The sequence below is a fragment of the Shewanella goraebulensis genome (genome assembly GCF_030252245.1).
GTDB classification, from domain to species: Bacteria; Pseudomonadota; Gammaproteobacteria; order Enterobacterales; family Shewanellaceae; genus Shewanella; species Shewanella goraebulensis.
Window position 1 is genome coordinate 861,897 of record NZ_CP126972.1, and the last position, 21,184, is coordinate 883,080.

The 21,184-nt window shown below is 40.5% G+C and carries 16 protein-coding genes; 6 read left to right on the forward strand and 10 right to left on the reverse strand.

The genetic code is table 11. From position 1 onward, the window contains the following. Window positions 1-52: 52 nt before the first annotated feature. Genes QPX86_RS03600 through QPX86_RS03610 form a run of 3 tightly spaced genes read right to left on the reverse strand, consistent with a single transcriptional unit; the run spans window position 53 to window position 2,009 of the window. Window positions 53-676 carry a bifunctional 4-hydroxy-2-oxoglutarate aldolase/2-dehydro-3-deoxy-phosphogluconate aldolase gene (locus tag QPX86_RS03600; RefSeq protein ID WP_220752683.1) on the reverse strand — a complete coding sequence of 208 codons (624 nt, stop codon included), beginning with the start codon at window positions 674-676 and terminating at the stop codon, window positions 53-55. Window positions 677-710: 34 nt separating this feature from the next. Then, on the reverse strand, window positions 711-1,646 hold the full coding sequence (kdgK, locus tag QPX86_RS03605; protein WP_285164215.1) for a 2-dehydro-3-deoxygluconokinase: 936 nt from the start codon (window positions 1,644-1,646) through the stop codon (window positions 711-713). Between the two features lie 27 nt (window positions 1,647-1,673). Further along, complete coding sequence (locus tag QPX86_RS03610) at window positions 1,674-2,009, reverse strand: cupin domain-containing protein (protein ID WP_153914153.1); 336 nt, start codon at window positions 2,007-2,009, stop codon at window positions 1,674-1,676. Between the two features lie 299 nt (window positions 2,010-2,308). On the opposite strand from QPX86_RS03610, the gene QPX86_RS03615 reads away from it, so the two are divergent. Both QPX86_RS03615 and QPX86_RS03620 read left to right on the forward strand, forming a co-directional pair. Further along, the gene (locus QPX86_RS03615) at window positions 2,309-4,471 is read left to right on the forward strand and encodes a heparinase II/III domain-containing protein (protein ID WP_285164216.1); all 2,163 of its coding nucleotides are present in this window, start codon (window positions 2,309-2,311) and stop codon (window positions 4,469-4,471) included. A gap of 1 nt (window position 4,472) precedes the next feature. Continuing rightward, window positions 4,473-6,647, forward strand: coding sequence for a heparinase II/III domain-containing protein (locus QPX86_RS03620; protein ID WP_285164217.1), 2,175 nt, complete (start codon window positions 4,473-4,475; stop codon window positions 6,645-6,647). 96 nt (window positions 6,648-6,743) lie between these two features. On the opposite strand, the gene QPX86_RS03625 is transcribed toward QPX86_RS03620, so the two are convergent. Next, complete coding sequence (locus QPX86_RS03625; protein WP_285164219.1) at window positions 6,744-7,694, reverse strand: LysR family transcriptional regulator; 951 nt, start codon at window positions 7,692-7,694, stop codon at window positions 6,744-6,746. A 216-nt stretch (window positions 7,695-7,910) separates the two neighbouring features. Here QPX86_RS03625 and QPX86_RS03630 point away from each other — a divergent pair, with 216 nt between their 5' ends. Next, the gene (locus QPX86_RS03630; protein WP_285164221.1) at window positions 7,911-8,987 is read left to right on the forward strand and encodes a DUF1254 domain-containing protein; all 1,077 of its coding nucleotides are present in this window, start codon (window positions 7,911-7,913) and stop codon (window positions 8,985-8,987) included. Between the two features lie 262 nt (window positions 8,988-9,249). Then, complete coding sequence (locus QPX86_RS03635) at window positions 9,250-9,735, forward strand: VOC family protein (RefSeq protein WP_220752677.1); 486 nt, start codon at window positions 9,250-9,252, stop codon at window positions 9,733-9,735. A 90-nt stretch (window positions 9,736-9,825) separates the two neighbouring features. On the opposite strand, the gene QPX86_RS03640 is transcribed toward QPX86_RS03635, so the two are convergent. From QPX86_RS03640 to QPX86_RS03650, 3 genes are all read right to left on the reverse strand, one after another. Then, window positions 9,826-10,464 (reverse strand): CatB-related O-acetyltransferase, encoded by a 639-nt coding sequence (locus tag QPX86_RS03640; RefSeq protein WP_285164223.1) that lies wholly within the window; start codon window positions 10,462-10,464, stop codon window positions 9,826-9,828. 316 nt (window positions 10,465-10,780) lie between these two features. After that, window positions 10,781-12,169, reverse strand: coding sequence for an MATE family efflux transporter (locus QPX86_RS03645; protein ID WP_285164225.1), 1,389 nt, complete (start codon window positions 12,167-12,169; stop codon window positions 10,781-10,783). 97 nt (window positions 12,170-12,266) lie between these two features. Further along, window positions 12,267-12,977 carry a FadR/GntR family transcriptional regulator gene (locus QPX86_RS03650; RefSeq protein ID WP_285164227.1) on the reverse strand — a complete coding sequence of 237 codons (711 nt, stop codon included), beginning with the start codon at window positions 12,975-12,977 and terminating at the stop codon, window positions 12,267-12,269. Between the two features lie 887 nt (window positions 12,978-13,864). On the opposite strand from QPX86_RS03650, the gene QPX86_RS03655 reads away from it, so the two are divergent. Continuing rightward, a complete protein-coding gene (locus QPX86_RS03655; RefSeq protein WP_285164228.1) occupies window positions 13,865-14,578 on the forward strand; it encodes a FadR/GntR family transcriptional regulator in 714 nt (237 codons plus the stop codon). A gap of 144 nt (window positions 14,579-14,722) precedes the next feature. On the opposite strand, the gene QPX86_RS03660 is transcribed toward QPX86_RS03655, so the two are convergent. Then, window positions 14,723-16,498, reverse strand: coding sequence for a sodium:solute symporter family protein (locus QPX86_RS03660; RefSeq protein ID WP_220752672.1), 1,776 nt, complete (start codon window positions 16,496-16,498; stop codon window positions 14,723-14,725). Window positions 16,499-17,086: 588 nt separating this feature from the next. Here QPX86_RS03660 and QPX86_RS03665 point away from each other — a divergent pair. After that, window positions 17,087-18,340, forward strand: coding sequence for an alginate lyase family protein (locus QPX86_RS03665; RefSeq protein WP_285164229.1), 1,254 nt, complete (start codon window positions 17,087-17,089; stop codon window positions 18,338-18,340). A gap of 160 nt (window positions 18,341-18,500) precedes the next feature. Here QPX86_RS03665 and QPX86_RS03670 read toward each other — a convergent pair whose 3' ends face one another. After that, on the reverse strand, window positions 18,501-19,220 hold the full coding sequence (locus QPX86_RS03670; RefSeq protein ID WP_285164230.1) for a 3'-5' exonuclease: 720 nt from the start codon (window positions 19,218-19,220) through the stop codon (window positions 18,501-18,503). After that, on the reverse strand, window positions 19,220-21,085 hold the full coding sequence (locus QPX86_RS03675; protein WP_220752669.1) for a putative nucleotidyltransferase substrate binding domain-containing protein: 1,866 nt from the start codon (window positions 21,083-21,085) through the stop codon (window positions 19,220-19,222). The genes QPX86_RS03670 and QPX86_RS03675 overlap by 1 nt, the downstream gene beginning before the upstream one ends. Between the last annotated feature and the right edge of the window lie 99 nt (window positions 21,086-21,184).

Here is a 21,184-nt window from a genome sequence, read left to right on the forward strand (position 1 = left end):
GTTGTTAATTTTTACATCAGCATTAACGTTTATCGCACTGAATCATCAGTGATTAAGCGACGTGAGCCACTGCTTCTTTAACTAAGCGACCAATTTCATCCCATTGACCATCAGCAATCATTTTTGGCGGTAACATCCAAGTGCCACCACAAGCCAGTACCGCAGGAATAGCAAGGTACTTATCAACATTGGCTAAGCTCACGCCGCCTGTTGGCATAAACGATACTGGATATACGGCAGTTAACGCCTTTAGCATTGGAATGCCGCCAGATGGTTCAGCTGGGAAGAACTTAACTGTTTTTAAGCCCATCTCCATAGCTTGCTCAACTAAGCTTGGGTTATTAACTCCAGGAATAATTGGAATGTTTTTATCTAAACAGTACTGAACAATTTTTGGATTAAATCCAGGGCTAACAATAAAATCTACGCCCGAATCGATAGCATCATCCACTTGTTCAGTAGTTAGAATAGTACCAGCACCAATCAACATATCTGGAAAGGCTTCACGCATATTACGAATCGCTTGTGAGGCACAAGCTGTTCTGTAGGTCACTTCAGCGCAATTCATGCCGTTTTCAACTAATGCTTTACCTAGTGGAATTGCATCATCCGCTTTTTCAATCGCGATAACTGGAATGACTTTTAATTGAGATAACTTTTCATTTAATGTTGGCACAATACTTCTCACTTATTACTTGAATTCAAAAGGCTTAACTTAGACCTAACTTAGGCATAGCTTGCGGGCTAATAATTGCGCCTGCATGCTGAATGACGGTTCCTGCTAGTAGATGTCCGGCTTTTGCTGCAGCTTCAGTGCTGCCGCCCGTCAGTCTTTTAGCTAGATAACCTGCGCTAAAAGAATCACCAGCTGCGGTAGTATCAACCACTTTGTCTACTAAAGTGGCTGCTACGCTGATACGTTCATCTGGGGTTATGACTAAACAAGGTTCACTACCAAGTTTGACTACGATCTCAGTGGCACCAAGTGCTTGAGTGCGCGAAATACATTGCTCAATATCGGTATCACCGTATAACGCTTGTTCGTCCTCAAAGGTTAAACATGCAATATCGGTAAATTCCAACATGGTTTTATAGCTTGCTATAGCTTGGGACTTGTCTTGCCATAATTGCGGACGGTAATTATTGTCAAAAATGACTTTGCCGCCTTTTTGTTTGAACTGTTTCAATACATTGAATAATACGGCAAGGCTTTCTGGGGTCAGAATCGCTATTGAAATACCACTTAAATAAATGGCATCAAACTCCAGTAGTGATTTCGCGAGTTGGTTACTGTCAGCTTGTTCAAATAAATACTTGGCGGCAGCTTCATTTCGCCAGTAAAAGAATGAGCGCTCGCCATTATCATCAGTCTCAATGTAATACAAACCTGGCTGCTTACCTTCGACATGTAAAACATGCTCGGTATTGATCCCTTCGGCTTGCCAAGTTGATTTCATTGAACTGCTGAAAGGGTCATGGCCTAATGCCGTAACATAATAGGTCTCTAAATCGGCATCTTGGGTTAGTCGCGCTAAATACAGTGCGGTATTTAATGTGTCTCCACCAAAGTTTTGCGTTAGCATCTCGCCTGATGGCCTTAGCTCAACCATGCATTCGCCAATTATCGCAATTTTTTGATTTTTCATATTCAAGTGCCTATTTAGGATTATCTGTTACTTAAGAAAGTCTTCTCTAGAAGGCGAGAATACATCGACCAGTACACTGTCTTGTTCTAAAGCTACGGCACCATGTTCAAAGTGCTTACGCGCAATGAACGCATCGCCAGGATTCAAAATTTGTTTTTCGCCGTTTATTTGTGCTTCAAATTTACCTTGAACAACATAGCCAATTTGATCGTGGATTTCATGAGTGTGGGGAGTGCCAACAGCACCTTTATCAAAACACACATGAACAACCATTAGATCATCGGTAAAACCAACAATCTTTCTCTTGATCCCTTCTTCAATGACTTCCCATGGATGTTCATCAGCTTTAAAAAATACGTTCATCTTGTTGCTCCAAAGGGTGTTAAAAACATTGCTTATCATCAATATTTGTTTATCATAATGCTTACTTTTGATTTGTAATACAATATGTTTTTATTTGTGTGAGCTAAATCAAGTATTATTTATCGACTGAAAAGTCAGATATTCATCTGTAAAACGTTGTATACCTTGAATGTTGGGCTAGTGGTTGCGAATGTGATCAAGTTCATTTTTTTGATAGGATTAGATACAACAATAACGCATATTGTATTACTTTATGTCTAGCTCTTAAATTTCATGACTGTTAAAAGGTGACTAAACTTATGGCAACGCAACCTATATTGCTAACTGAAGCCGAGATTTCACTGTTAAGTAAAGAAGTCGGTCGTTCAAGCCTGATGGGCAAAACCATTGCGGCTAACAAGAAAGATGTCGATGCATTTATGCAACTGCCAATTGATATACCAGGGCATGGTGAAGCGGGCGGATATGAGCATAATCGCCATAAGCAAAATTACACCTATATGAATTTAGCGAGTCGATTATTTCTGATCACTAAAGAGCAGAAGTATGCAGACTTTGTTATTGCTGTATTAGAGCAGTATGCAGATAAGTACCTGACATTTGATTTCCACGTTCAAAAAAATACCAACCCAACAGGGCGTTTATTCCATCAAATTTTGAACGAGCATTGCTGGTTGTTTTACACCAGTATTGCCTATTCTTGTGTGGCTTCACAAATGAGCGAAGCACAACAAGAACGCATTAAAGCGCGAATTTTTGAACCTATGCTAGATATGTTCACTGTTAAATATGCCCATGATTTTGACCGCATTCATAATCATGGCATATGGGCGGTAGCCGCAGTGGGTATATGTGGCTTAGCCATTGGTAAACGTGAGTATTTAGAGCACGCTGTTTATGGTTTAGACCGTGATGATACTGGCGGTTTCCTTGCGCAAATATCACAGTTATTTGCCCCGTCGGGTTATTACATGGAAGGCCCGTACTACCACCGATATGCCATTCGTCCAACGTGTGTGTTTGCTGAAGTCTTGCATCGTCACATGCCAGAAGTTGATATCTATAAATACAAAGATGGCGTTATTGGCAATACCGTTCAAGCGCTATTATCTACTGCTTATCCTAATGGTGAATTCCCTGCATTGAATGATGCTTCTCGCACTATGGGTATTACCGATATGGGCGTGCAAGTCGCAGTCAGTGTTTACAGCAAACACTACGGCTTGGACGACAACTTATTAGGTATGGCAAAAATTCAGGATGCCGTATGGATGCATCCATGTGGTTTAGCCTTATCGCAAGCATTTGAACAAGCGAGCCAAGAACGTGAAATCGGCATGCCATTCTGGCCAAGTGTTGAGCTTAACGAAGGCCCTGAAGGCCAAAGTGGCGCACAAGGTTTTATTCGTATGCAGGATAAAAAACAAGACGTATTCCAACTGGTGATGAACTACGGTCAACACGGTATGGGTCATGGTAACTTCGATACTTTGGGTATTACTTACTTTAACCGTGGCCAAGAAGTATTACGTGAATATGGCTTTGGACGCTGGGTGAACGTAGAGCCAAAATTTGGCGGTCGTTACTTAGATGAAAACAAATCATATGCTCGTCAAACTATCGCACATAACTTAGTGACGATTGATGAAACCTGTCAAAACTACTTTGATGTAGCCCGTGCTGATGGCGTGCATGGTATTCCTCACTTTTTCGCAGTCGACAGTGACAGCATTAAAGGAATGAGTGCTTTTGCTAATGACCATTACGATGGATTCACCATGCAGCGCAGTGTGTTTATGCTAAACATCGAAGAGTTAGAAGCGCCGTTACTGTTAGACCTTTACCGCTTAAATGGCGAAGGTGAGCACCAGTACGATTACTCGCACCAATACGACGGCCAAATTATTCGCACTAACTTTGACTACACCACCCATAAAGAGCTCGATACTTTAGGTAATAAAGACGGCTACCAACATTTATGGCATGTAGCAGACGGTAAAGTGAATGACACTGCATTAGTGAGCTGGCTGCAAAATAACAATTACTACACTTGGTTAGGCACAAGCTCTAACGATAATGATGAAGTTATCTTTACCCGTACAGGTGCTAACGACCCAAGCTTCAATTTACGTAGCGAGCCAGCATTCACGCTTCGTAGCAAAGGCGGCAATACTTTATTCGCCTCAGTGTTAGAAACGCATGGCTATTTTAATGAAGAATTTGAGCAGTCAGTTAATGCGCGTGGACAAGTTAAAAGCATTAAGGTGATTGGTCACAACGAAGTGGGCTCAGTCGTCGAAATTGAAACGGCTAACACTGTGGTGACAGTGATGATAAGCAACCAAGCGGATGCGACTAACAGCACTGAACATCATATTGATGTTAACGGTCAAACTTATACTTGGACAGGCTTCTATGCTGTTTCAAGTACAGCAATCTCAGCTACAACGCAGGAGAAGTAAGATGAGCTATCAACCATTATTAATTAGCTTTGATGAAGCCATCGAGCTGCGTAAAGAGTTAGGCAAAGAAACATTATTAGGTAATGCCTTAAGCCGTGACATTAAACAAACCGATAGCTACATGGCTGAAGTTGGTATTGAAGTGCCGGGCCATGGCGAAGGCGGCGGTTATGAGCATAACCGTCATAAGCAAAACTATATCCATATGGATCTTGCTGGCCGTTTGTTCTTAATAACTGAAGACACTAAGTACCGTGATTACATTGTCGATATGCTAACTGCATATGCAACCGTGTACCCAACACTTGAAAGTAATGTCAGTAAGGACTCTAACCCACCGGGTAAGTTGTTCCACCAAACGTTAAATGAAAACATGTGGATGCTTTACGCCTCTTGCGCATATAGCTGTATTTACCACACCTTAAGTGACGATCAAAAACGTTTGATCGAAGACGATTTATTAAAGCAAATGATTGAAATGTTTGTGGTGACTTATGCCCATGACTTTGACATTGTGCATAACCATGGCTTATGGGCGGTTGCAGCTGTTGGTATTTGTGGCTATGCCATTAACGACCAAGCGTCAGTGGATAAAGCTTTATATGGCTTGAAGCTAGATAAAGTGAGTGGCGGCTTCTTAGCGCAATTAGACCAATTGTTTTCGCCTGATGGCTATTACATGGAAGGTCCTTACTATCACCGTTTTTCACTGCGCCCAATTTACTTGTTTGCAGAAGCCATTGAGCGTCGCCAACCTGATATCGGTATTTACCAGTTCAATGACTCAGTGATTAAAACCACATCTTATGCTGTATTTAAAACCGCATTTCCAGACGGTTCTTTACCTGCATTAAACGATTCATCGAAAACGATTTCGATCAATGATGAAGGTGTAATCATGGCAACATCAGTATGTTTCCATCGTTACGAGCAAACTGAAACCTTGCTTGGTATGGCTAACCATCAACAAGATGTGTGGGTTCATTCTTCAGGTCAAACATTATCAACAGCAGTAGCCAATGCAGACAATATTAAACCCTTTAACTGGGGTAGCTTGTTTGTGACCGATGGGCCAGAAGGCGAGAAGGGCGGCGTGAGTATTTTACGTCACCGTGATGCGCAAGACGACGACACCATGGCGCTGATTTGGTTTGGTCAGCATGGTAGTGATCATCAGTACCATTCAGCGTTAGATCATGGTCATTATGATGGTTTGCATTTAAGCGTGTTTAATCGCGGCCATGAAGTGTTAAACGATTATGGGTTTGGTCGCTGGGTTAACGTTGAGCCGAAGTTTGGCGGCCGTTATATTCCAGAAAACAAGTCATACTGTAAGCAAACAGTTGCCCATAATACGGTAACCGTTGATCAGAAAACGCAAAACAACTTTGATACAGCAACTGCAGAGTCTAAGTTTGGTCAAAAGCACTTCTTTGTAGCAGATAACCCAGCACTGCAAGGTATGAGTGGCGTTATCAGCGATTACTATGATGGCATTACTATGCAGCGCAGCGTGATATTGGCTGAGCTTGAAGAGTTTGAAAAACCATTAGTGATTGATGTTTATTTAATTGAAGCCGATGCCGAACATCAATATGACTTGCCTGTACATTACTCTGGCCAAATCATTCGCACTGACTTTGACTACCAAGTTGAAAGCAAGCTACGCCCATTAGGCGAAGACAATGGTTATGAGCATTTATGGAATGTCGGTAGCGGTAAAGTGGAAGCCAGTGCTTTAGTGACTTGGTTACACGACAGCTGTTACTACAGCTTAGTGACGAGCGCAGTTGAAAACAGCGAAGTGATATTTGCTCGCACAGGCGCCAATGATCCAGACTTTAATATGCGCAGCGAGCCTGCATTTATTATGCGTCAATCGGGTAAAAACCATGTGTTTGCCTCGGTGCTTGAAACCCACGGTTACTTTAACGAGTCTACCGAAGCATCACTAAATGCTCGTGGTGAAGTGAAGTCAGTTAATGTAATGGGCCATGACGACATTGGTACGGTTATCCGTATTGAAACAGTTAAAGGTAACGACTATTACTTTGCGATTTCAAACGAACAAGAAGCTAAACATGCTGAAACTCGCACAGTGAAGTTTGACTCGCACTACTACACTTGGACAGGCGCATTTGCTCAAGTAGAACCAACAGGTGAAGAGCCTGCATAAGCAGATCCAGCTTAAATAGATAATAAGTTAGAGACTAAAATGGGAAGCAATCGCTTCCCATTTTTTATGGATAAAATGTAGTTTTATCACTAACTATTAATCTGACATCCCAAAGGTTTTGCGAATGGATTGTGTGATCAAATCTCGAAACCATTTATGGGGCTGACTACTCAGCGTTCTTTTGTGTTCAATCAGATAAATATTGGTGATGTAAGGCTGGTGGTTAAACGACTTTATCGCTTTAAAGTTAGCCTCGTCCGTTGCATCTTGTTCAAGTAAATGTCCTGCAATCATCAACCTATCGGTTCCGTGAATTGATTCCACTAAGGTGGAAAGCTGTCCCGATTTCAAGGCCACATTCCGGCTCTTCCCTTGGGTCATGAGCTCAACATCTAAGGTGTTAAGATATTCGCCAGTAGAGCGGATATCTAAAGACAAATCGACAAATGCATACTTAAGGCAGTCATCGATACTCACGCTCTGCATTTGCAATAATGGATGATCTGCAGCGCCGTAAATTACTGGATAAGTATGACCGACCTTTTCAGAGTAGTATTCATCAGCAATGACAGTATCAGTGACATGGATAGAAAAATCTACCGAGCCTTCTTTGAGCAATAAACTGGGATCAATCGCTGAAGGATATTCTTCGAGAGTCACTTTAGGCGCAGCTGCGTTTATTGCTTTAACAATAAGCGGGGTCATGAGCTTGCTCATCAACGGCGGCGTTGAGATCTTAAAGGTCTTTTCACACAATGCTGGTGAAAAGTTTGAGCTATTAACTAGGCTGTCGATGGAAAATAGGATGCTATCTAACTGACCTTCAAGCTCTAAGGTTTTAGCGGTGGGCTGCAGGCCATTAGATTCTCGATAAAACAGTGGATCATCAAAAACATCCCTTAGGCGTGCCAGTATTCGACTCATTGCAGGTTGTGATAAGTACAGTTTTTCAGCCGCTCGTGACACATTTCTTTCTTTAATCAACACACTTAACGACACCAATAAGTTTAAATCGATTCGTGAGAGTTCTTGTTCCAGTGTTTTCATTATCTTCCTTAATGCTGTGTCGGAGTAAAGATACCGCAATGCTCATCACTCGCTATTAAGCGGGGCTTCAATAGTGAAATTCATATCGTTTAAAGATATTACCTATAAGTATATCAGGTATTAAATTTTATGATTTCTGTAGATATCATTTTTTGGCTATTATTCATCCAAGCTTGAAAACAGCATCTAATTAAACAACTTCACTGGAGCTACACCATGAAACTATCACCAATTACTCGCGGTATTTTATTCAGTGCAATTGCGACTGTTAGCTTTGCTTCTGCAGCGCAAATAGCATCATCAACTACAGAAAACCTGAATGGCTTTTTTGCCGAAGATGGCAGCATAGTGACACCTGATACTTACCCTACACATGAGACTTCTCATCAACTTCTAAAAAACCAAGATTTGGTTGGAGTGAACAAGTTTTTACATAAGCGTCAGCTAACGCCAACCAATGAGCAACCCGTGGTACGCATGAACCGCGACACATACTATTCAATGGCTGTCGTTGATATTTCAAAAGGGGCAACAGTGACAATGCCTGAGCTTCCTGAAGGTAAATACATTTCAGTGCAGCCGATTACAGAAGACCATCGCATTCAACCAATGTATTACGGTGCGGGTACCTTTAACCTATCAACTCATATTGGAGAGCACTTATATTTAGTTGTGCGACTTGATGCCACCTTCACTGAAGCTGAAGCGGCTATGTATCAAGACCAAATGAGCATTAGTGCCAATAGCGCTAATAAGTTTACCTCTGAAACGGTAGATAAAGCCTCTTTCAAACGTGTCGAAGATGAGCTTAAAGCTAAAATGCCGATGATTAATCAGCGCGATGGTAGTGACGCCCTGCAAGGTATGTTTACTGATGTTGATGATGAATCAAACCAGATATTTACCCAAGAGAAGTATGAAGTGGGTGCAGCGATAGGTTGGGGGGGAGCGCAAGCGAAAGATAACATTTACGAAGTGTCAGGTAATTTCCCTACTCAAACGTGTCATCAGGCTACTTTTGCAGACCCTAACAACCGCGCATTTTGGTCTATCACCGTATATAACAAGTCTGGATTTATGTTTAACGATGTCGCCAATGTTAGCTCTAATACCGCAAAGGTTAACAGTGATGGCACTTATACTGTGAGCTTTGGCTGCGGCGCAGATGCGATAAATAATATTGCTACGGACAATGGCTCAGGTGTGTTTAACATTGGTATCCGTCATTATCAGCCAAGCGATAAAGTAAAAGTGGATGGATTTCGTATCCTACCACTTGTACAAGCTCAGTAATAAGAGATATTGATTAAGGGCTAAGTAGTAAAATCTGACGAATCTTAAGCCTAAAATGGGAAGCAATAGCTTCCCATTTTTATAGCTGTAAGTTACACCCATATCTGTAAGTCTTTTAATTTGCTTGAATCGATATATGGTTTAATAAATTTAAATTATCAAAATTATAAAATCTAATAATTTTTATTTATTTCTTTGTGAGCTTAATATTACCTCATCGAAACAGAACACGAACTAATTAACACAATATTTGAGGTAAGTTATGAAAATGAATCACGTAGGTATCATGGTTGGCGACATGAACAAAGCTGTAGAGTTTTACACTAAAGCACTTGATATGAAAGTGGTTATGGGCAATACCAAAGTGACAGAAGAGCGTGAAACTGCCATTGGTAGAATGTGTATTGCGGTATTTGGTGAAGGCTTTAAAGGCTTTAACATCGCTCACTTACTTACTTCTGATGGCATCGGCTTTGAACTGTTTGAAATGAAAGAGCGTCAAGAGCGTCATGAAGTAGACTTTTCTCGCATTGGCATCTTCCATTTCTGTCTACAAACAGATGACTTTCATGGGGTAATTAAACGCACCCAAGAAATGGGCGGTAAAGTGCGCATGGACATTATGCGATACCACCCAGAAAGTGATAATAACACTGCGCAAATGGTGTATTTAGAAGACCCATTTGGAAACCTGTTTGAGCTTTACTCTCACACATATGAAGAAACATACGCTGCAGAATACGAGTAAAAACCGCAATAAATAACAAAGGCCAACGCTCATACTAAGAACGAGAATTCGTGTTAGTGAGCGTTGGCCTTTCATTTTTCAGCTGAATAATTAGCTAGTTTTAGCATCAAATGAAGCAATCGCTTGCTTGAGTTTATCGATATTAGAATCACATAAGAATGGTTTCATGGCTGCAAACTTATCAGTCGTCCATTCATAAATATTGAATGATAATAATGCTTCAATCACTTGCGGATCGAAACGATATTTAACCCGTTTAGCTGGTGAGCCTGCGACGACGGAATAAGGTTCTACATCTTTTGTAACGACACTATTTGCCGCAATGATAGCACCTTCTCCAATGGTGATACCTGGCATTACCATGGCTCTCATGCCTAGCCAAGCTCCATCGCCAATATGAGTATCCCCTTTGCCAATATAGGCATCCTCAATCACATCCATAAATGGATATAAGCAGAACCAATCGGCTCGATGTGTATGATTGCCTCCCATTAATATAATGACTTCGGCTCCGATACAGACGTAATCACCAATAAACAGTTTATCTATAGTCCAGCGAGGTTCCCAATGGCGACTGATTTCGTCTCCGTGTAAATACCTGACTACTGATTCTTCAAACCCTTTATCCCAGCAGTCACTGTAGTAGCTGTGCTCGCCTTTAACGATAATATTATCGTTAGTCACAACTTCATGCAGTAATTGAAATTTTGACCAGTGTTTTTTTTGCATAACTCACCTCTAACTCGAATTAAGTGTTGATAAAAATGCTCGAAGTTAGCAGAGTCAATGGATTCTTGGTTGCTTTAAAAGAGGGATGGGTTTCTTCATATTGAGGGCTTGTCGTAAACTAAATTAGAAAGAATCTTTAAAATGATAGCACAGAACAACTTTATATAGGCAATGCCATGGGATTTGGTTTGTATTACATTCTATGTGCTTTACAGCTTTTATTGAAACGATTGAAGGCCAATTAGTGACCAGTTACTATCCGCTTGTTCTTAACTACTGAACACTTAAACTCGTCACTGAATGTTAAGAGTTGATATCAATAACTCAGCTTCTCGGCATCATGGTGACTGAACTCTTTAACCGCTTTACGAGCTAAGAACCTAAAAGGAAATGCTTTGATAATTTCTTCGAAAGGTTGAATCGCAAATGCCCAGAATATTGATGCATCAAAATACAAAATAAGTAGGGCGCATAAGGGAATTGATATTACCCACTGCCCAGTGAAGTTGATTTGAAATACTGCAGTAGTGTGTCCCATGGCTCTGAGTACATGACCATGAACTGTGTTGTAACCTCGCACGAGTGGCAAGATGATATAAATAGGCGCGATGATGGCTAGCGCTTGGTAAGTTTCGTCTGCCATATCTGGATAAATATCTGCAATCCAAAAACTTAACACGAAGAAAGAAACCATGGTAATCAGTGATATTGCCACAGCCAATCTGATGCTGATATTAACGTTTTCTTCTAAATCATGGAGCTTTTTAGAACCAATTGCTTGGCTTATTGAAATCGCTGAAGAGTGGGCCCAAGCCGTTATAAACTGCCCGCCAGCTCGCATCCAAGGTAAAACAAGGGTAATGGCAACATAAGCATTAATCGATAATTGTGAGTAGAGCAGCTGATAAACACTGACGCCAATAGAGAGCATGGTGACATTGGCGGCCACAGGGAAAATCTCAATAAAATGCTTACGCATATTAATGAGCCCTTCTTGCGGGTTTACTGCCAGTTTAAGGTTGATGTTATCAAGGGTCGATACGCACAAAGCGAGATAAATAAAGCGCACAAAAATAGCGACTAAACTACCAACTGCAGCGCCTACCACACCTAGTTCAGGGGTAATGTTAGTGCCATTTATTGCGATACCGTAAATAAAGGCATAGGACAAGGCGGCGTTGATTGGTAGCTCGATTAAATAGCCTTTGAAGGCGATTTTTGTTTTCCCTAAGCTATTAAATAAGGCAATACAAACTTGGGTGATGGCATTAAATAACACCACATATTTAGCGACACTTAAGTAGCGAAGCACCTCAGCTTGCAAGGCCGTATCGCTGGTGATGAGTTCAACAATTGATTGTTCAAACAGTAATAGTATCGACCAAAAAAGCAATGCCACAGAAAAGTTGATGCTCATGCCTGACCAGCATGATTTTGTCAGTGCGAGGGAATTTTTCGAACCTACTGCGCGGCTCATGACTAATTGAGAACCATTCGCCAACGCCATTTGAATACCCATGATAAAAGCAACGATGGTTGTCGCAATGCCCATGGCGGCTAATGGAATTTCACCGAGTGGTGAGACTAGCAAGGTGTCAATCATTAACATTGACTGCATCAGTAATGCGTTTAGCGCTAACGGCCACGCTAAAGCAATATTGTTACGTACGTATTGGTTGCGAATATAATGATTAATGAGTTGCATGTTCACCTAAATTTAGTAAAGGTTTCATCATGAATTCTTCCTTGAATTTAAGCTTCGATTGAGTCGATTATGCAATCGAAGCTTGTAACGTCAGTAATTAAGCGGCAGGCACTTCAGAGAACCTTTGATTGTCATCTTTTAATAATTGCTGACAGTAGCTGCGCGCTTGGTCGGCATCACCTGACATAATGGCATCATAAATTCCTTTATGCTCATTAATACAAAAACGCCCGCCTTCAGCTGAATGGTCAATAAACAGCTTAAAGATGGTGGTTAATATATTGCCAAACGGGATATAAAACTGATTTTCAGTCGATAAATAGATCGTTTGATGGAACAAATGATCGTTAATCGTCCACTGTTCATAATCGAACTCTTCAGCAGCTTTGATCATGTTCTGCATTAAAACCGAGAGCTGTTTACGTTGTTCGATAGTGGCAAAGGTTGCTGCGAGGGCACAAGCTTCAGGTTCAATTGCTTTGCGTAAGCCTAAAAACTTGCTTAAAAACACTTCAGTATTTTCAAGTCCTTGGATCCAGTCTAGTAATTGTGGATCTAAAAAGTGCCAGTTAGCGCGTGCTCTGACTGTGGTGCCCACTTTAGGTCGTGACTCAATTAAGCCTTTTGCTGATAATAACTTCGTTGATTCACGTAATGCCGTTCGGCTTACACCAAACATTTCACATAATTCCATTTCACAAGGAAGCCTTTGCAAAGGTTCGATTTCACCAGACAGTATTTTACGAGCAATTTGTCTAGCGACTTGCACATGGACTCGTCTGCTTGAATCTTCTACTTGTATGAACATGATCTCTCGATCCTTTTAAATATGAAAACGGGTTCAAAAATATCGATATGCTCAGAACATTGGTTAACAAAAACGCGCCTAGCGCAGTTGATTGATGTCAGTGTCCATCACAGATAGTGATAAAAGTGGTATTTCTTGTTGGCGGCAATAAATCTATATGGATTTACTGCTTAAAAGGTTGTTATAGATCGGGGTATTGATGAATTTGAAACATATCAATTCATATTTATACCGTAACAATAGCGTGAGCATAAAACGCCTAGCATCTAGATTACTGGTGTAACGCGGTACTAAAAGGCTAACCTTGTACCGAAATATGGACCTATAACGCTCATCTTTTTCTGTTGTATTATACTACAATATGTGAGGGTTTTAGAAAACCCGTTTATGTTATCAAGGGGTATTAAAAGTTGTTGTAACTCACATATATTAATAATATTTGTATTTTTATTGATTTTTTAAAGCGTTTTTTAATTATTTTTTAATCGATAAAATTGACGATAATAGCACTATATTGTCGTACAAATTAGTTGGGTTTGGGAGCCTAATCGATGAAGATTTGCTAAGTTATTCAGTTATAACAAGTTTTTTTGGCTTGTGCTATTTAACATTCCGAAGTTACCAATTGATTAAAATTTGTAAAGTTATGATTGTTATGAAAAAGAATAAATTACTTTGGGCTGAAGCGCGTTAGTTTCATATTCTATATTGTCTTTAGCTATTTCATCTCTTAATGAACTTGCTTTTATTTGTATGATTTATGCTGGTCAACTGTGATTAAACTTGTTATAAATCAGCCGTAAAGTGCAAATCGATAGCATTTTAGTCTCATATTTATCATGCTATATTACGTCAATAATTCTTAAAATCAGCGTTGTGAAAACAAAATGTCGAATGGCTTCAATTCAATATCAGGGGCTAAACGTAGCTTGCATTTACACGTTGCCCGCGAAATCGCCCGTGCCATCCTTTCTGGCGAACTTGCTCAAGGCAGCATTATTCCAAGCGAGATGGTGCTGTGTGAACAATTTGGTATCAGCCGAACTGCACTAAGAGAAGCAGTAAAACTGCTGACATCCAAAGGCTTACTACAATCACGTCCTAAAATCGGTACTCGAGTTGTTGAAAAGAGCAACTGGAATTTTTTAGACCCTCAGTTAATTGAGTGGATGGATGGATTGACTGATATTAATGACTTTTGCAATCAGTTCTTGGGCTTTCGCCGCGCTATCGAGCCTGAAGCCTGTGCTTTAGCAGCTCAAAATGCCACGGTAGAGCAGCGCAAAGAGCTGTCGTCAGTATTCCAACAAATGAGTGAATTAAACTCAGCTCCGGAGCTGGATACTGAAGCGTGGATTAAAATTGATATTCAATTTCATCGAATTATTTTCTTTTCAACAGGTAATGATTTTTACCTGCCGTTTGGCAATATCCTTACGACCATGTTTGAGCACTTTATTGCGCATTCATCTGAAGAAGGTGGCACCTGCTTTAATGAGCATAAATTGATTTATGAAGCGATTATGATTGGGGATGCCGCTAAAGCGCGTGAGATGTCTCAAGATCATTTACAGTCGATTAATCATCGAATCGATGAATAAGTTGTAATTGTTTTACTGTTAAACATACAAAATACATGCAATAAAAAACGCAGACTAAGGTCTGCGTTTTTTTATGGCTAAGCATTATATTGGATTAACTCACTTATTACTTATTACCTGTGAGTTAATCTTATGCGCTTAATCTTATTTCGCTTCAGCTTCTGCTGCTGCTTCATCCTCGATTTTGCTATCAACCGCATTCACAAGTAGTAAGCCAACAGAGAGCACAATCGCACCACATAATACGAATATCATGCGAGACCAGAATGGATTAGGCAGAAGGAACATTGCCATAACAAAGATACCTGCTACTGCAATTAGGGTACCTAACATACGACGTTGCTTGTTATCTAATTGTTTCTGAGCGTTACCTTCAGATACTAGCGGTGTGGCTAAGTTTTCGAAGAACTTATCAACATTCTTTTGACGCTCTTCAGTCAAAGGTTTGTAGAATAAAGTTGAAGCAACAAAGAAACCAGCAGTGAACACAACGTGGGCCATCAGGCCAATTGCTACCGTTAAGTCAGACCATTCACGCCCAGTTAATGCGTGCTCAAGACCCAGTGCGTTTTCAACCATTTCAGCAGTAATAACGAAACCGACAATGTAAGAAACAAAACCACCCACAACGAGCGTTCCCCAAGCTGCCCAATCAGGTGTTTTCTTAATAAAGAAACCACAGAATGCTGGAATTGTCATTGGGAAGCCGATTAAGGCACCTACATACATCATGGTATCAAATAGGCTTAACCCTTTAAGTGAGTTAATAAATAACGATACTAAGATAATGGCAATACCAAAGAAGGTTGAAGTCAGTTTAGACACTAACATCAATTCTTTTTCACTGGCATGTGGACGAACCACTGGCTCGTAGAAGTTTTTAACAAAAATGCCTGAGTTACGGTTAAGACCCGAATCCATAGACGACATGGTTGCTGCAAACATGGCAGCAATCAATAGCCCTACCATACCCACTGGCATATATTCTTGAACAAAGTATAGGTATGCGAAGTCTGCTGCTTTGCTACCCGCTTCAGGGTATATCGCTGCTAAATCGACACCAGAACCTGCTAAGTACCAGCTTGGTAGGAACCAGATAACTGGACCAATACTCATTAGAATACAGGCAAGTAATGCCGCTTTTCGTGCATTTTTAGAATCTTTTGCTGCAAGGTAACGGTACGAATTCAGCATGTTGTTGGTAATACTGAACTGCTTTAAGAAGATAAATACAGCCCAAACACCAAAGATACTTAGGTAATTTAAATCACCGCCAGAGACAAATGAATCTGTCGGGAAGTTATCAATAATATTGGTGATACCACCGCCATGAACATAAGCCATTACCGCACAGGTAATTGTCACCGCCATGATGATAACCATTTGCATAAAGTCAGATGCGATGACCGCCCATGAGCCACCAGTTACTGACATGACTAATACAACCAAGCCAGTTAGTACAATGGTGGTGGTCATATCAAAGCCGAAGATACCTGAAGCAATAATTGCCAGACCATTCAACCAAATACCAGCAGTGATGACGCTGTTAGGCATGCCTGTCCAAGTAAAAACTTGTTCATTGGCATTACCGAATCGCATACGAATCGCTTCAATTACCGTTACAACGCGGAGTTGGCGGAATTTAGGTGCGAAGTAAACGTAATTCATTAAGTAACCAAAGGCATTGGCTAAGAAAAGAATCGCGACACTAAAGCCGTCTGTGTAGGCTTTACCGGCAGCGCCTGTAAATGTCCATGCGCTGAATTGGGTCATAAAGGCAGTTGCCCCTACCATCCACCACAACATACTTCCGCCCCCACGGAAATAGTCACTAGTATTGCTTGTAAATGTCCGGAACATCCATCCTATCGCAATTAAGAATAGAAAATAGATACCTACAATGATTGTATTTAGCTCCATTTTTATAACCTTTTCTAAGAGTAAATCTATGGGAACCAACTTCAGCAGCAATGCTGAAAAACAAGTCTTTATTACCGTGCAAACTAATCATTGTGTAAATTAGTCACTATGTAATCAGACTGACTTTATTAAAAACGTTAATAACTCTTTTTGTATGAATGGCTCAATTGCCGTTCAAAAAACTGATAGCAACCGCTTACTCATTGCGTCAGTGGCTAACTTCAGTTAGACCTTTTATCAATTTTGTTAGTAAAAAGTGCTTACTCATTTGTTAGCGATAAAAGCATTAATAAGACTTAATTCATCATGTCCACTGGAACCCTATCCGCTAAACAAGGTAAGGACTGTTAACTGAATTCTCACTAAATTAATAAAATGATACTAACATAATACAATATCAATTGTGAGATACGGGTCATATTTCATTGCAGTATTTATCGAATTAGAACACAATTTCTATTAAGTTACTGTTATTTAAGGCTTAATATTTTATTTTTGAATTGTGGATTGTGATTTTTCATGATCGAAATCACTGAATTGCTTTTGCTTTGTGCTATATTTGTATTACTTAATGGTTGGAGGTAGCAAATGAAAGTCCCAAAATCTTTATGTGCAGTCGCCTTAATGGGCGTTTTTGCCAATAGTTCTGCATGGGCTGCAAATTTTGTTTTTTTAGACGAGGCCACATTGGTGGCTAACCGTGCTTTATTACAGTCAGATAATGCGCCAAAAGCTATGCAACACAGTTATCAGCAATTAATAGAAGAAGCGGAAATTGGTAAGCAAGTAGGCATTTTTAGTGTTGCACATAAAGGGTTCACTCCTCCTAGCGGTGATAAAAATGACTATATGAGTATTAGTCCTTATTGGTGGCCTGATGAAACTAAAGTGGATGGCCTGCCTTGGATACGTTTTGATGGGAAAACGAATCCTGCGTCTAAATCTGACGAAACGGATTCAGTACGTATTGGTACTTTTACTCGTACTGTGCGTGCGTTAGCGTTGGCTTATTACTTCAGTGAAGATGAGGCTTATGCCAATAAAGCTATTGAGCTAGTTCGAGCTTGGTATATAGATGATGCGACTCGGATGAATCCGAATGTTAATTTCGGTCAAGGTGTTCCTGGTGTTGCTGATGGAAGACGCAGTGGCTTGATTGATACCCGAACGCTGGTTGAACGAAACTTAGATGCGATAGCTATTTTATCTCAATCCCCTGCTTGGACAGACAAAGATGAGCAAGGGATTAACCAATGGTATAGCGATTATCTTGATTGGTTGATTGAAGATGACTTAAGCGGCGGACCAAAAGGTGAAGCTTATGCCCCTAATAATCATGGCACTTGGTACGATTATCAAATGGCAGGTATTGCTTATTTCCTTGGGAATGCACATTTAACTAAGCAAATGGTACAAAAAGGTAAGGTGCGAGTTGATACTCAGTTTGCTGAAGATGGCTCGCAGCCCCATGAGGCCCAGCGTACTCGTTCGTATCACTATCATTACTTTAGCTTAGATCCACTAGTGGGCATTGCTCAGCTTGGCGATAAAGTGGGGGTTGATTTATGGCACTATGAAAATCAACAAGGAGTGTCATTATCAAAAGGCATCGATTTTATGGTGAAGTATAACGACCCTCAAGCAAAGTGGCCGTTTCCTGAAAAAGATAGCCGCAGGATCGCGCGTATGTCGCCAATATACTTAAAAGCGGGTCAGGCATTAGATAATAATCAGTGGATTAAGTTAGCTAAAGACACTGACTTTAGCCAATATACTGTGAGTAAAAACTTGGCAGAAGTATGGGCTCAACGTGAAATTGAATTGTTGTATCGTGCTGAGTAGTTGCTAATAACAGTTTTAAGCGAGTTTAATAAGCCTCTTAATCAAAGTTCAGGTTAAATAAAAAAGCGAATACCTAGGAGTTGAATTCAGGGGGTATTCGCTTTTTGTTATTTGCTCTTTTGGTTGTCAGCCATTTGTCATGTCTAACTTTTACATACTTCTATTTACGTTGACTGAGCCTATATAAGCGGGCAAAGCTATCACGACTGCCTCTTGATAGTCTTTTTTGTTGAGCTAATAACAATTCTGCTGCGCCGAGGGCATCGACTAAGGCATTGTGGCTATTATATTCAGGTAATCCGTAGCGTTTTCGGGTTCCAGCTAATGTTAAGTCGACATCTGAATAATGATCGATTGCAGTAGCAAAGTGCTTTTCTAAGCATAAGGTGTCGAGCCAAAGTAAGGGTAGGGTTGGTAGTTGCCAATATTTTTTTGCGTAGTAATTGATAAATTCAGCTTCAATCACCGAACCGTGAGCCACTAACACCTTGTCGCTAAGATGAGTGAAGAAGTAACTCATGGCTTCATGAAGCGATACTCCGTTAGCTAGCATTTGAGGCGTGATATGGTTAATCACTGCTGACTCAGGTTTTACCTTATCAAAATGCTTTATATAAACATGCTGGCTATTGGCTAAATCAATTTGTTGATTTTTTATCACTACCCAGCCCATGCTGAGTATTTCATCTTCGACAGGATCAAACCCTGTGGTTTCAATATCAAGTACCACGTAACTCTGTTCACTGCACAAGGCGTTAAGCTCAGGTAATGGCGCTGAGGTTGGCTCGACTAAACTACTAACTAAGCTGTCTTTAATCTTAAAATTTTCACGCTGCCTTTTTAAAGCTGACAGGGGATGAAAGTAATCTAAAAGACTCATTAGATATTTCCAAAGCGCAATTTAGCCGCATCTTGTTGATCTGCAATTATCCTAAAGGCATCTTTTAAATGTTTACGCTCGAAGCTGCCAAAGGTGTCTGGATTAATGTGATTGTCTGGAACTTTGCCTTCTTTTAAAGCGGTTAATTGATGGCTATATCTGAACGATAAAATAAACCGATAAGCCCCCATGATATTTTTAAAGGCGTCATCGCTTAACACTCCAGCTTTATTGGCAGCCTCAAATCTAGCCTCGGTTTGCAGCGCATCACTGCCCACAGCTAAAGCGTAAATCCGCGCTAAATCGATAATTAAATTAATCGCGTATTTCTTAATATTGAGGGTTTTATTGTTCTCACCACTTTTTTCTAAAACCAAGGAATTAAAAATACCGAGTGGTGGACTCGTGTTGGTGGCATCTTTTACCAAAATACCCAAGAACTCTGCATTGTTGCGAATGTGGCTATGCATTGACTGATGCAGTTCTTGCTCATAGGTTGGGTTACCAAATACAGTTCTGATTTCTAAAAAGACACTGATATTTAATAGGCGTTCGTATTCAGGATTAGCGACCCACTTCTTATAATACTGTTTCCACATTAATAAAGGTTGGCGCCACTTCTCGGTAGTCGGCATGTAATGACCAGTACATAATGGGAAGTCACAGCGATCAAGCCCTTGAGTGACAAAGTCAGCCAAATGTTTAAAGTAAATACGATCATTATCGGTGGCATTGTCTGCTAAAACGATCGCGCTATCTTGGTCTGTTAAACAATGAACCTCATTACGGGCGTGGGAACCTGCGACAATCCAGGCAAAATCACAAGGCGGCGCACCGAGTTGATCAATCATAATATTGATTAATCTTCGCGTGTAAGCATCAAAAATCATTGCCATCACTTTACCTATGGTTTCAGGTACGACTTTTCCTTCAACTAAGGCTTCGAAAATAGCTTGGCGCTCAGGGTTTAACTCGGCTAATTCTTTAACGCTGACGGCATACTTAATCTTTTCAATTAGGAAGATTGCCTGCATGCGGTGATTTTGCACCAAGTGAGTGGTGGTTAATAAGCCCACTACTTTATTGTTTTCAACTACAGGTAGGTTTCGCACATTGTATTGCATCATAAGTGATGCAGCTTGCAACACAAGATCGTCTGGGGTGACCGTTAACGGGTTTGACGTCATCACATCTTTAATAGGGTTATCAATTGGATAGCCTTCAACGATGACGCGTTTGGTCATGTCTCGATCGGTAATTAAACCAACAATTTTTTCATTCTCATAAATCACCGCGCATGAGGTGCGCTTAATCATACGCATTTCATGGGCAACAGCCTGAATGCTCATATCTGCGGTAACCACCGCGATACGGCCACTGGCCACATCTTTAACTTTACGTATAAAGAGCCCTTTTTCCTTATTCGACCATACAACATCTAATGCTGAGTTTAAGCGTACCTGAGCTTGAGATGCGAAATGCTCGGCATATTCTGGGGTCTTAGTGAATAAGGACTGAAGCGCAGAGTGTGGGATTAGATACAGTAAGCAAGGTTCAATGGCGGTGGCTTGATATCCTTGATCATCATCAACATCAGAATCTAGAAAGGTAAAACCGAATAAGTCTTCAGCTTCTAAACGGGCGCGAAGTACGCCACTTTTTTTACGTTGCTCCATGGCACCTGAACGAACAATATAAAGGTGCTTTTCTTCATTATCAGCAGATAAGTCGACCACTTCGCCTTGGGCTACATAGATAATTTTTACCACTTCAGCGAGATCGCGCACCACGGTTTTAGGCAGTTTATCAAATGGATCGATTTGTCCAATAAATTGGATGACATTAGGAAGTAAAGATTCGTCCATTTCTGTACCTTAAATATTAAATAACTAATGATCTAACCTAGCTTAAACTCTATTTTCTCAAGCTGCATGAAAATTTAAGCAGCCTGAGCAGTTACGGCC